This is a genomic window from Escherichia fergusonii ATCC 35469 (genome assembly GCF_000026225.1).
Classification (GTDB): domain Bacteria; phylum Pseudomonadota; class Gammaproteobacteria; order Enterobacterales; family Enterobacteriaceae; genus Escherichia; species Escherichia fergusonii.
The window spans coordinates 3301568-3315085 of sequence record NC_011740.1 but is presented as its reverse complement, the minus strand read 5'-3'; the positions used below and the strand labels follow the sequence as shown (position 1 = coordinate 3315085).

The 13518-nt window shown below is 50.8% G+C and carries 10 protein-coding genes; 9 read left to right on the top strand and 1 reads right to left on the bottom strand.

The features are described from left to right. The first annotated feature begins 43 nt into the window (after nucleotides 1–43). The 6 genes from mreC to tldD all read left to right on the top strand — a co-directional run bounded on the left by mreC (nucleotide 44) and on the right by tldD (nucleotide 9113). A complete protein-coding gene (gene mreC / locus EFER_RS16240) occupies nucleotides 44–1108 on the top strand; it encodes a rod shape-determining protein MreC (RefSeq protein WP_000802528.1) in 1065 nt (354 codons plus the stop codon). Then, on the top strand, nucleotides 1108–1596 hold the full coding sequence (mreD, locus tag EFER_RS16235; RefSeq protein ID WP_000179411.1) for a rod shape-determining protein MreD: 489 nt from the start codon (nucleotides 1108–1110) through the stop codon (nucleotides 1594–1596). Before mreC ends, mreD begins: the two co-directional genes overlap by 1 nt. Nucleotides 1597–1613: 17 nt before the next feature. Beyond that, nucleotides 1614–2207, top strand: a complete 594-nt coding sequence (locus tag EFER_RS16230; protein WP_000203087.1) for a Maf family protein — start codon at nucleotides 1614–1616, stop codon at nucleotides 2205–2207. Beyond that, a complete protein-coding gene (gene rng / locus EFER_RS16225; protein ID WP_000123204.1) occupies nucleotides 2197–3666 on the top strand; it encodes a ribonuclease G in 1470 nt (489 codons plus the stop codon). Before EFER_RS16230 ends, rng begins: the two co-directional genes overlap by 11 nt. Nucleotides 3667–3721: 55 nt before the next feature. Then, nucleotides 3722–7513, top strand: coding sequence for an AsmA2 domain-containing protein YhdP (yhdP, locus tag EFER_RS16220; protein WP_001253643.1), 3792 nt, complete (start codon nucleotides 3722–3724; stop codon nucleotides 7511–7513). A gap of 154 nt (nucleotides 7514–7667) precedes the next feature. Then, a complete protein-coding gene (tldD, locus tag EFER_RS16215) occupies nucleotides 7668–9113 on the top strand; it encodes a metalloprotease TldD (RefSeq protein WP_000055947.1) in 1446 nt (481 codons plus the stop codon). 79 nt (nucleotides 9114–9192) lie between these two features. Here the strand turns inward: tldD and aaeR are convergent, their stop codons facing one another. After that, nucleotides 9193–10122: an HTH-type transcriptional activator AaeR gene (aaeR, locus tag EFER_RS16210; RefSeq protein ID WP_000440325.1), complete on the bottom strand. Its 930-nt coding sequence runs from the start codon at nucleotides 10120–10122 to the stop codon at nucleotides 9193–9195. 183 nt (nucleotides 10123–10305) lie between these two features. On the opposite strand from aaeR, the gene aaeX reads away from it, so the two are divergent. Genes aaeX through aaeB form a run of 3 tightly spaced genes read left to right on the top strand, consistent with a single transcriptional unit; the run spans nucleotide 10306 to nucleotide 13422 of the window. Beyond that, nucleotides 10306–10509 (top strand): p-hydroxybenzoic acid efflux pump operon protein AaeX, encoded by a 204-nt coding sequence (gene aaeX, locus EFER_RS16205; protein WP_000051841.1) that lies wholly within the window; start codon nucleotides 10306–10308, stop codon nucleotides 10507–10509. Nucleotides 10510–10516: 7 nt separating this feature from the next. Beyond that, the gene (gene aaeA, locus EFER_RS16200) at nucleotides 10517–11449 is read left to right on the top strand and encodes a p-hydroxybenzoic acid efflux pump subunit AaeA (protein ID WP_000854043.1); all 933 of its coding nucleotides are present in this window, start codon (nucleotides 10517–10519) and stop codon (nucleotides 11447–11449) included. A 5-nt stretch (nucleotides 11450–11454) separates the two neighbouring features. Next, nucleotides 11455–13422 (top strand): p-hydroxybenzoic acid efflux pump subunit AaeB, encoded by a 1968-nt coding sequence (gene aaeB, locus EFER_RS16195; RefSeq protein ID WP_000510919.1) that lies wholly within the window; start codon nucleotides 11455–11457, stop codon nucleotides 13420–13422. Nucleotides 13423–13518: the final 96 nt, after the last annotated feature.

Below are 13518 nucleotides of genomic sequence, written 5' to 3'. Positions count from 1 at the left end.
CTTGCTAACCCTGCCGAATCTGACACGAGAATACGCATAACTTATGAAGCCAATTTTTAGCCGTGGCCCGTCGCTACAGATTCGCCTTATTCTGGCGGTGCTGGTGGCGCTCGGCGTTATTATCGCCGACAGCCGCCTGGGGACGTTCAGTCAAATCCGTACTTATATGGATACCGCCGTCAGCCCTTTCTTTTTTATCTCTAACGCACCTCGCGAATTGCTTGATGGCGTCTCGCAAACGCTGGCCTCACGCGATCAGCTTGAACTGGAAAACCGTGCGCTGCGTCAGGAACTGCTGCTGAAAAACAGCGATCTGCTTATGCTCGGGCAATACAAGCAGGAGAACGCACGTCTGCGTGAATTACTGGGATCGCCGTTGCGTCAGGATGAACAAAAGATGGTGACTCAGGTCATCTCGACGGTTAACGATCCTTACAGCGACCAGGTTGTCATCGACAAAGGCAGCGATAACGGCGTCTACGAAGGGCAGCCGGTAATTAGCGATAAAGGTGTTGTCGGTCAGGTTGTTGCGGTAGCAAAACTCACCAGCCGGGTGCTGCTGATTTGTGATGCAACTCATGCGCTGCCGATTCAGGTGCTGCGTAACGATATCCGTGTGATTGCCGCAGGTAACGGTTGTACTGATGATCTGCAACTGGAACATTTACCCGCCAACACAGATATTCGGGTGGGGGATGTTCTGGTGACATCCGGTCTCGGGGGGCGTTTCCCGGAAGGTTATCCGGTTGCCGTGGTTTCTTCCGTGAAACTTGACACCCAGCGGGCTTATACCGTGATTCAGGCACGTCCAACAGCCGGGTTGCAACGTTTACGTTACTTGCTGCTGCTTTGGGGCGCGGACCGTAACGGCGCTAATCCAATGACGCCGGAAGAAGTACATCGGGTTGCTAATGAACGCCTGATGCAGATGATGCCACAAGTATTACCTTCGCCAGACGCGATGGGGCCGCAGTTACCTGAGCCAGCTACAGGCATCGCTCCGCCAGCGGCTACTCAACCTGCAACGCCGCCAGCTGCTGCATCAGGGCAGGCGGTCACTCCGCCACCTGCAACGACGACGCCTGCGCGCGCGCCGGGGAGGCAGTAGTGGCCAGTTATCGCAGTCAGGGGCGCTGGGTAATCTGGCTCTCTTTCCTTATAGCTTTGTTACTGCAAATCATGCCCTGGCCGGAGAATATCATTGTTTTCCGGCCTAATTGGGTACTGCTTATACTGCTCTACTGGATACTCGCTCTGCCGCACCGCGTAAATGTGGGCACAGGTTTTGTGATGGGTGCCATACTGGATCTCATCAGCGGTTCAACACTGGGGGTGCGTGCGCTTTCAATGAGCATCGTCGCCTATCTGGTGGCACTTAAGTACCAGCTTTTCCGTAACCTTGCATTATGGCAGCAGGCGCTGGTCGTCATGTTGCTTTCGCTGGTGGTGGATATTATTGTTTTCTGGGCAGAGTTTTTAGTGATCAACGTCTCTTTCAGACCCGAAGTGTTCTGGAGTAGTGTAGTTAATGGCGTGCTCTGGCCGTGGATTTTCTTGCTGATGCGAAAAGTTCGCCAGCAGTTTGCAGTGCAATAAGTGCATTAAAGGTTTCTATGACTTCTCTGTATTTAGCTTCCGGTTCTCCGCGTCGTCAGGAGTTACTTGCGCAACTTGGCGTTACCTTTGAACGTATTGTTACGGGTATTGAAGAACAGCGTCAGCCGCAGGAGAGCGCTCAGCAATATGTCACACGTCTGGCGCGGGAAAAGGCGCAGGCAGGTGTCGCTAAAGTGACGCAGAATCTGCCAGTATTGGGGGCAGATACTATTGTCATTCTCAACGGAGAAGTACTGGAAAAACCGCGCGACGCTGCACACGCAAGCGCAATGCTACGCAAACTATCAGGGCAGACTCACCAGGTGATGACGGCAGTGGCACTGGCAGACCGCCAACATGTGCTGGATTGCCTGGTGGTTACTGATGTGACTTTCAGAACGTTAACAGACGAAGACATCGCAGGTTACGTCGCCAGCGGTGAACCGTTAGATAAAGCAGGTGCATACGGTATTCAGGGGCTGGGTGGTTGTTTTGTCAGGAAGATAAATGGCAGCTATCACGCCGTAGTCGGCTTACCGCTGGTTGAAACGTATGAATTATTAAGTAATTTTAACGCACTGCGTGAAGAAAGGGATAAACATGACGGCTGAATTGTTGGTAAACGTAACGCCATCGGAAACACGCGTGGCGTATATTGATGGCGGTATTCTGCAGGAAATTCATATTGAACGTGAGGCGCGACGCGGAATCGTAGGCAATATCTACAAAGGTCGTGTGAGTCGTGTACTTCCGGGTATGCAGGCGGCTTTTGTAGATATTGGCCTGGAAAAAGCCGCATTCCTCCATGCTTCCGATATTATGCCGCATACCGAATGTGTGGCAGGTGATGAACAAAAGCAGTTTACCGTCCGGGATATCTCTGAACTGGTGCGTCAGGGGCAGGATCTGATGGTGCAGGTGGTCAAAGATCCCCTTGGCACTAAAGGGGCGCGCCTGACCACTGATATCACTTTGCCTTCTCGTTATCTGGTATTTATGCCAGGAGCTTCACATGTTGGAGTTTCTCAACGCATTGAAAGTGAGTCTGAACGCGAACGCCTGAAAAAGGTGGTGGCAGACTATTGTGATGAGCAGGGCGGATTTATTATCCGAACAGCGGCAGAAGGCGTAGGAGAGGCGGAACTGGCTTCTGACGCGGCTTATCTCAAGCGCGTGTGGACCAAAGTGATGGAGCGCAAAAAGCGCCCACAAACCCGCTATCAGCTTTATGGTGAACTGGCCCTGGCACAGCGTGTATTAAGAGATTTTGCTGATGCTGAGCTGGATCGGATCCGCGTGGACTCTCGTTTAACCTATGAAGCATTGCTGGAATTTACCGCTGAGTACATTCCCGAAATGACCAGCAAACTGGAACATTACAGCGGGCGCCAGCCGATTTTCGATCTCTTTGATGTGGAAAATGAGATCCAGCGGGCGCTGGAGCGTAAAGTTGAGTTGAAATCTGGCGGCTACCTGATCATTGATCAGACGGAAGCGATGACCACAGTAGATATCAACACCGGCGCATTTGTCGGCCATCGCAACCTGGATGACACCATATTCAACACCAACATCGAAGCAACACAAGCGATTGCTCGCCAACTGCGTTTACGTAACCTTGGTGGCATAATCATTATTGATTTCATTGATATGAATAATGAAGATCACCGTCGTCGGGTACTCCATTCGCTGGAGCAGGCGCTGAGTAAAGATCGGGTAAAAACCAGCGTTAACGGATTTTCAGCTCTGGGGCTGGTGGAGATGACACGCAAGCGCACCCGCGAAAGTATTGAGCATGTGTTGTGTAACGAATGCCCAACGTGCCATGGCCGTGGAACGGTGAAAACGGTAGAAACCGTCTGCTATGAGATCATGCGTGAAATCGTGCGCGTGCATCATGCTTATGACTCTGATCGCTTCCTCGTCTATGCTTCTCCGGCAGTGGCAGAAGCGCTGAAGGGAGAAGAGTCACACGCGCTGGCAGAAGTGGAAATTTTTGTTGGTAAACAAGTTAAAGTACAAATCGAACCGCTCTATAACCAGGAGCAGTTTGACGTTGTAATGATGTAAACCCGCACCGGGCCGCCAGTCAGACGGCCCTTTTTAGGCAGACAAGGAGAGACGCGTGAGGCGATTGCCGGGGATTTTACTGCTCACTGGAGCCACGCTCGTCGTCGTTGTGGCGCTGCTGGTCAGTGGCCTGCGCCTGGCGTTACCCCATCTTGATCACTGGCGTCCAGAGATCCTCAACAAAATTGAATCCGCGACCGGAGTCCCGGTCGATGCCAGCCAGCTCTCCGCCAGTTGGCAGACTTTCGGCCCGACCCTTGAAGCCCGTGATATTCACGCTGATTTAAAAGATGGCGGTGAATTTTCTGTAAAACGTGTCACTCTTGCACTGGATGTGTGGCAAAGCTTGCTGCATATGCGCTGGCAATTTCGCGATCTCACTTTCTGGCAATTACGTTTTCGTACCAATACACCCATAGAACCAGGTGATGGTGGTGAAGGGCTGGAAGGCAGCCAACTCAGCGATCTTTTTCTGCGCCAGTTCGATCACTTTGATCTACGTGACAGCGAAGTCAGTTTTATTACGTTATCCGGGCAACGCGCTGAACTGGCGATCCCGCAACTGACGTGGCTGAACGACCAGGCTCGCCACCGTGCCGAAGGACAGGTCAGCCTTTCCAGCCTTACCGGGCAGCATGGTGTGATGCAGGTGCGTATGGATTTGCAGGATAACGATGGCCTGCTGAAAGATGGTCGAATCTGGCTACAGGCTGATGATATCGATGTAAAGCCGTGGCTGGGTAAATGGATGCAGGACAACATTGCTCTTGAAACGGCGCAATTCTCCCTTGAAGGTTGGATGACTATCGACGATGGCGACATTATCGGAGGCGATATCTGGCTGAAAAAGGGCGGTGCAAGCTGGCTGGGAGAAGGTAAAACCCATACTCTTTCTGTTGATAATCTCACTGCGCACATCACCCGCGAACAGCCTGGCTGGCAATTTTCCATTCCTGATACCCGTATTACGATGGATGACAAACCGTGGCCGAGTGGGGCATTAACTTTGGCCTGGATACCGGAACAGGATGTTGGTGGTAAGAATAATCAGCGTAGTGATGAGCTGCGAATCCGTGCCAGTCATCTGGAGCTGGCTGGGTTGGAAGGTCTCCGTCCGTTGGCAAGTAAACTTTCACCGGCACTGAGTGAGATCTGGCAAGCGACTCAACCGAGCGGGCAAATAAACGTCCTTGCGCTGGATATTCCTCTACAGCAAACAGAAAAAACCCGTTTTCAAATCGACTGGCGTGATCTTGCCTGGAAACAGTGGAAACTGCTGCCAGGTGCTGAGCATTTCTCCGGTACGCTGGCTGGTAGTGTCGAAAACGCCAGCATGACGGTTTCGATGAAACAGGCAAAAATGCCTTACGAAACGGTTTTCCGCGCCCCGCTGGAAATAGAAGAGGGTGTGGCAACTATAAACTGGCTGAAAAATGACAAAGGATTTCAGTTAGATGGTCGCAATATAGACGTCAAAGCAACGGCTGTTCATGCCCATGGTGGTTTTCGCTATCTACAGCCTGCCAATGATGAGCCATGGCTGGGTATTCTGGCGGGAATCAGTACCGACGATGGTTCACAAGCCTGGCGCTACTTCCCGGAAAACCTGATGGGTAAAGAGCTGGTTGATTATCTCAGTAGCGCCATTCAGGGCGGTCAGGCAGATAACGCAACTCTGGTGTACGGCGGTAACCCACAAAACTTCCCTTATGAAAACAATGACGGGCAATTTGAAGTATTAGTCCCGCTACGTAATGCCAAATTTGCCTTTCAACCCGACTGGCCTGCGCTAACAAATCTTGATATTGAGCTGGATTTTATCAATGACGGCTTATGGATGCGCAGTGACAAAGTGAATCTGGGCGGTGTTCAGGCCAGTAATCTGACAGCGGTCATCCCTGATTATTCGAAAGAGAAGTTATTAATTGATGCGGATATCAGTGGTCCTGGTAAAGCCGTTGGGCCGTATTTCGACGAATCGCCGTTAAAAGATTCACTTGGTGCAACGCTTGAGCAACTTCAGCTGGATGGTAATGTGAATGCTCGCTTACATCTGGATATTCCACTGAATGGCGAACTTGTTACTGCCAAAGGCGAGGTTGCACTTAAAAATAACAGCCTGTTTATTAAGCCTCTCGATAGCAAACTGGATAACCTGAGTGGTAAATTCCGCTTTATCAACGGCAATCTGACCAGTGAGCCGTTGACAGCACGTTGGTTTAATCAACCGCTGAATGTCGATTTCACCACCAACGAAGGGGCGAAAGCATATCAGGTCGCGGTGAATCTAAGCGGAAACTGGCAACCGGCACGTACCGGTGTTCTTCCGACACAGATAAATGATGCGCTGAGTGGTAGCGTAACGTGGGACGGAAAAGTAGGTATTGAGCTTCCGTATCGTGCTGGCGCTACTTATGACGTTGAACTTAGTGGTGATATGAAGAATGTAAGTAGTCACTTACCATCACCGCTGGAAAAAAGCGCTGGCGAACCGCTACCATTCACAATGAACGTGAAAGGTAATTTGCAGGGCTTTGAACTGACAGGGCTTGTCGGGGAAAACAACCATTTTAATAGTCACTGGATGCTGGGAGAGAGGCTCTCTCTTGAGCGGGCTATTTGGGCATCTGACAGTAAAACACTTCCGCCGTTGCCAGAACACTCTGGTGTTGAGTTGAATCTTCCGGCAATGGATGGTGCAGAGTGGCTGGCACTGTTTCAGCAAGGCGTGGGGAATCAGGTCGGAAATACCACCCACTTCCCGGAATATATCACCTTACGTACGCCGATGTTGTCTTTAGGTGGGCAGCGCTGGAACAATCTGAGTATTATTTCTGAGCCATCTGCCAATGGTACGGTAGTGGAAGCTCAGGGGCGTGAAATTAATGCCTCTCTGGCGATGCACAATAACGCACCGTGGCTGGCAAATATTAAATATCTCTATTACAACCCCAGCGTGGCGAAGAGTAACGGAACATCGTCGCCATTTGCTGCTGCCAACCAGATTAGTTTCCAGGGCTGGCCAGATGCGCAAATACGCTGCCAACAATGCTGGTTTTGGGGGCAAAAATATGGCCGGATCGACGGCGATATTGCAATTAATGGCAACACGCTCACCCTGAGCAACGGGCTACTTGATACGGGCTATGCCAGACTCACCGCTGACGGCGAGTGGGTAAATGCGCCGGGTAACGAACGTACATCGATTAAAGGTAAGCTGCGGGGTAAAAAGATTGATGCCGCAGTTGAGTTTTTTGGTGTTTCAACGCCGATCCGTAATTCGTCGTTTAATTTCGAATATGATCTGCACTGGCGTAATCCGCCCTGGCAGCCAGATGAAGCCACACTCAACGGCATTATCCGTACGCATTTGGGCAAAGGTGAGTTAACCGATATCAGCACAGGTCATGCGGGGCAGTTGCTGCGCTTGCTGAGTGTCGATGCCTTGTTGCGTAAATTGCGCTTTGATTTCAGCGATACCTTTGGTGAAGGTTTTTATTACGATTCAATAAACAGTACCGCCTGGATTAAAGATGGCGTATTACATACGGATGATACGCTGGTGGACGGACTTGAAGCGGATATCGCGATGAAAGGTTCGGTTAATCTTGTGCAGCGTAAACTGAATATGGAAGCCGTGGTTGCACCTGAAATTTCAGCAACAGTCGGCGTGGCAGCAGCGTTTGCTGTTAATCCGATTGTGGGGGCGGCTGTATTCGCCGCCAGTAAAGTTCTGGGGCCATTGTGGAGTAAAGTCTCAATTTTGCGTTACCACATTTCAGGGACTATCGATCAGCCGCAGATTAACGAAGTACTTCGTCAGCCGCGTAAAGAAAACCAGCAATGATTTGACGGGGGCGTGTAATTGCCCCAATCTCATTAAAGAGTCGTTGCCGTAAGGCCAATGAGCAGGAACGAAACCGTAAGCTGGTAAGGTGTTAAAGCCGCATCCGGCAGCTGTAAAAATCCTCTACCGCAGTAACTAACGAGTAGCAAAAACGATGAGTCTTAACCTGGTAAGTGAACAACTGCTAACCGCGAATGGCCTGAAGCATCAGGATCTGTTCGCCATTCTCGGTCAACTGGCCGAACGTCGCCTGGATTATGGCGATCTCTATTTTCAGTCGAGCTATCACGAATCCTGGGTTTTAGAAGATCGCATCATTAAAGATGGTTCTTATAACATCGATCAGGGTGTCGGTGTTCGGGCGATCAGCGGTGAGAAAACAGGCTTTGCCTATGCCGATCAGATAAGTCTGCTGGCACTTGAACAGAGCGCCCAGGCCGCGCGCACTATTGTCCGTGACAGTGGTGATGGAAAAGTACAAACCCTGGGCGCTGTTGAACACTCCCCGCTGTATACCGCTGTTGATCCGCTGCAAAGCATGAGTCGTGAAGAGAAGCTGGATATCCTGCGCCGCGTCGATAAGGTCGCTCGCGAAGCGGACAAGCGCGTACAGGAAGTGACTGCCAGCCTGAGTGGTGTCTATGAATTAATCTTGGTTGCTGCCACTGACGGTACGCTGGCAGCCGATGTTCGCCCCCTGGTGCGCTTGTCTGTCAGTGTGCTGGTAGAAGAAGACGGCAAACGTGAACGCGGCGCAAGCGGTGGTGGCGGTCGTTTTGGTTATGAATTTTTCCTTGCAGATCTGGACGGTGAAGTCCGTGCAGACGCCTGGGCGAAAGAAGCGGTGCGTATGGCGCTGGTCAATCTTTCAGCTGTTGCGGCACCAGCAGGGACAATGCCGGTAGTTCTCGGTGCAGGCTGGCCGGGGGTATTGTTGCATGAAGCGGTCGGACACGGGCTGGAAGGTGACTTTAACCGCCGTGGCACTTCCGTCTTTAGTGGTCAGGTGGGTGAGCTGGTTGCCTCAACGCTGTGTACTGTGGTTGATGACGGTACGATGGTTGATCGCCGTGGTTCGGTGGCGATTGATGATGAAGGCACTCCGGGTCAGTACAACGTGCTGATTGAAAACGGCATTCTGAAAGGCTACATGCAGGATAAACTCAACGCACGTCTAATGGGCATGACGCCGACCGGGAATGGTCGCCGTGAATCTTATGCTCATTTGCCTATGCCGCGTATGACCAATACTTACATGCTGCCAGGCAAATCTACTCCGCAGGAAATTATTGAATCTGTTGAATATGGTATTTATGCGCCGAACTTTGGTGGCGGCCAGGTTGATATCACTTCCGGTAAATTCGTTTTCTCCACCTCAGAAGCGTATCTGATTGAAAATGGCAAAGTGACGAAACCGGTAAAAGGTGCAACGTTGATCGGTTCTGGGATCGAAACCATGCAGCAGATCTCCATGGTCGGCAACGACCTTAAACTGGATAATGGCGTTGGTGTCTGCGGCAAAGAGGGGCAAAGTCTGCCTGTGGGGGTAGGGCAACCTACACTCAAAGTTGATAACCTGACGGTTGGTGGTACAGCGTAATCTGTGCAGGCCTGATACGACGTCAGCGTCGTATCAGGCACAGGTCGCCACCAGATGTGACATGAGTGCTGATAGTTAATTACTTCTCTTTTCCTCGCCCGTGCATCTCCTGGAACAGTTTTGCCACCTCGACAAAGTAATCCGTCAATGAGTTAATCACCACCTGCACCTTCAGAGGCATTTTATCCTTTTCAGTGTACAGGGCATAAACCGGGCGCGGGTCCGACTGATAACGTGGCAGCAAGATCTCCAGTTCTCCACGGTTGATCTCATTGATCACCCACATCAGTGGAACATATGCGATCCCTGCGCCTGCTGTCAGCCAGCGTACCAGAGTCATGGGATCGTTGGTGACAAACCGCCCTTGTGGGATCAACCGTGTAGAGATCCCTTCCGGGGCGATCAGCTCAAATTCGTTATCCGGTCGCACACTGTATTCAAGCCATGAATGGCTGCTAAGGTCGGCAGGTTTTTCTGGTATGCCATACTGGCTGAGATAGCTTTTAGCGGCGCAAACCACCATCGGCATCGCGCCAAGGCGACGTGAAAACAGGCTTGAGTCTTGCAAGGCACCGACACGAATCACCACATCCAGACCATCAGCGATCAGATCAGGAGCCGGAATGCCGGTCACCAGATTTACGGTTAAACCGGGGTACTCTTTTAATAATTTGGCGGTTAGTCCGGCGAGAACATTTTGCGCCATAGTTGAAGAACAGCCGATCCGTAGTGTACCAATAGGGGTGTTGTTAAAGGCGTAAAGTTGCTCATGAACATCACGAACTTCATGTAGCATCCTGCGGCAACCCTGATAGTAAATTCGACCCGCTTCAGTCAGCCCGATACTACGCGTACTGCGATTCAACAGCTTAACCTGCAACTCATCTTCCAGTTTAGAGACAGTTTGACTGATGGAGGAAACACTCATCTGTAGCTGTCTGGCGGCGGCAGTAAAAGAGCCAAATTCAACAACTTTGGCGAACACCGACATGCGTTTTAGTCTTTCCATTATTCACTCTGGCTTAAAAGTGATTTAGATCACATTATATAGATAACAGCATAACAGTTACGCTAATATATTAATTATCAATTAACAGCTATGTCGTTCTCACCTGGCTTTTCTTGCCCTTCTCTGCGGTGACATAGTCTGACAACTACATCATCTGCGCTCTCTAAAGTTATCAAGGTCAACATGAGTCTGTTTCCCGTTATCGTGGTGTTTGGTCTTTCCTTCCCACCGATATTTTTCGAGCTGCTGTTATCACTGGCGATTTTCTGGCTGGTGCGTCGGGTCTTAGTGCCGACTGGCATCTACGATTTTGTCTGGCATCCCGCGTTGTTTAACACTGCGCTCTATTGCTGTCTCTTCTACTTGATATCGCGCCTGTTTGTTTGAGGTTTAAGTGAAAACACTAATAAGAAAACTCACGCGTACGGCGATTACGCTGGTACTGGTTATCCTGGCATTTATTGCCATTTTTCGCGCCTGGGTCTACTACACGGAGTCACCGTGGACACGCGACGCCCGCTTTAGCGCCGATGTGGTGGCTATCGCCCCGGATGTTGCCGGACTCATCACTAACGTCAATGTTCATGATAACCAGTTGGTGAAAAAAGGGCAGGTTCTGTTCACTATCGATCAGCCACGTTATCAAAAAGCACTGGCAGAAGCGGAAGCTGATGTCGCGTATTACAGCGTGCTGGCACAGGAAAAGCGCCAGGAAGCGAGTCGTCGTAATAGGCTGGGTGTACAGGCGATGTCTCGTGAAGAGATTGACCAGGCGAATAACGTCCTGCAAACGGTGTTACACCAGTTAGCGAAAGCTCAGGCAACTCGTGACTTAGCTAAACTCGATCTTGAACGTACCGTGATCCGCGCGCCTGCTGATGGCTGGGTAACTAACCTGAATGTATATACTGGTGAATTTATTACCCGAGGTTCAACGGCGGTTGCACTGGTAAAACAGAACACCTTCTATGTGCTGGCCTATATGGAAGAAACAAAGCTGGAAGGGGTTCGTCCTGGTTACCGGGCGGAAATTACACCACTGGGCAGTAACCGTGTGTTAAAAGGCACTGTTGATAGTATTGCTGCCGGGGTAACTAATGCCAGCAGTACCCGCGATGCTAAAGGTATGGCGACCATTGATTCAAATCTGGAGTGGGTTCGCCTGGCACAACGTGTACCCGTACGGATACGCCTTGACGCACAACCAGAAAATTTGTGGCCCGCAGGTACTACAGCAACGGTGGTGGTTACCGGGAAAGATGATCGTGACGAGAGTCAGGATTCATTCTTTCGCAAAATGGCTCACCGACTGCGTGAGTTTGGTTAATCACGATGGGCATTTTTTCTATAGCTAACCAACATATTCGCTTTGCAGTCAAGCTGGCGAGCGCCATCGTGTTGACGCTGTTTGTCGGTTTCCATTTTCAGCTGGAGACGCCACGCTGGGCGGTATTGACGGCGGCAATTGTCGCCGCTGGCCCGGCGTTTGCCGCCGGGGGAGAGCCTTACGCCGGGGCGATTCGTTATCGCGGAATGTTGCGTATTATTGGGACGTTTATTGGTTGTATCGCCGGGTTGGTGATTATCATCGCTATGATCCGTGCGCCACTGTTGATGATTCTGGTGTGCTGTATCTGGGCTGGATTTTGTACCTGGATCTCATCGCTGGTACGGGTTGAAAATTCGTATGCGTGGGGGCTGGCAGGCTACACCGCGCTCATTATCGTCATTACCATTCAGCCCGAGCCTTTGCTGACGCCGCAGTTTGCGCTTGAACGTTGCAGTGAGATTGTCGTCGGTATTGTCTGCGCAATTGTGGCGGACCTGATCTTTTCGCCGCGATCGATCAAACAAGAAGTGGATCGTGAACTGGATAGCTTGCTGGTGGCCCAGTATCAACTGATGCAGTTGTGTATCAAACACGGTGAAGCGGAGGAGGTGGACAAAGCCTGGGGAAATCTGGTGCGGCGGACAACAGCCCTGGAAGGGATGCGCAGCAATCTTAATATGGAATCTTCCCGCTGGGCGCGGGCAAATCGACGCTTAAAAGCACTTAATACGTTATCGCTGACATTGATTACTCAATCATGCGAAACCTATTTAATTCAGAACACCCGACCAGAACTGATCACCGAGACTTTTCGGGAGTTCTTCAGCACTCCTGTTGAAACTGCTCAGGATGTGCATAAGCAGCTTAAGCGTTTACGTCGCGTTATTGCATGGACAGGAGAGCGTGAAACGCCCGTGACGATTTATAGTTGGGCAGGGGCGGCGACACGTTATCTGTTGATCAAACGCGGGGTTATCAGCAACACCAAAATTAGCGCTACGGAAGAAGAGATCTTACAAGGTGAGCCGGTGGTGAAAGCCGAGTCAGCCGAACGCCACCACGCAATGGTTAACTTCTGGCGAACCACGATTTCTTGCGTGTTGGGAACATTGTTCTGGTTATGGACCGGCTGGACTTCTGGTAGTGGGGCAATGGTGATGATTGCTGTTGTAACATCACTGGCAATGCGGCTGCCTAATCCTCGAATGGTGGGAATCGATTTTATCTATGGCACGCTGGCGGCACTGCCGTTGGGGTTACTCTATTTTTTGGTGATCATCCCCAATACGCAACAAAGCATGTTGTTGTTATGCCTGAGTCTGGCAGTGCTGGGATTCTTCCTTGGTATTGAAGTGCAAAAACGTCGACTGGGTTCGATGGGGGCGCTGGCCAGTACAATTAACATCATTGTGCTGGATAACCCGATGAAGTTTGAATTCAGTTTGTTCCTGGATAGCGCGCTTGGACAGATTGTCGGCTGCGTGTTGGCATTTACCGTCATTTTGCTGGTGCGTGATAAATCCCGGGATCGCACCGGACGTGTGTTGCTAAATCAGTTTGTCTCAGCGGCTATCTCTGCCATGACGACTAATGTCGTGCGACGTAAAGAGAATCACCTTCCGGCACTTTATCAGCAGCTGTTCTTGTTAATGAATAAGTTTCCTGGTGATCTGCCGAAGTTTCGTCTGGCATTGACGATGATTATTGCTCATCAGCGTTTGCGCGATGCACCCGTACCGATTAACGACGACTTATCTGCATTTCATCGTCAGATGCGGCGCACTGCCGATAAGGTGATTTCTGCACGCAGCGATGATAAACGACGTAAATATTTTAGCCAGCTGCTGGAAGAGCTGGAGATTTATCAGGAGAAATTGCGGATATGGCACGCACCGCCACAAGTCACCGAGCCGGTGAAGCGACTTTCAGGCATGTTGCATAAGTATCAACATGCGCTGACAAGCAGTTAAGTATGAAAACCGATGCCAACAGCGTCGGTTTTTTTACGCCTATACTTAGTCGTTGTGCGGATAATCTGATCACTATGTCATGTGGAAAGCCGACGG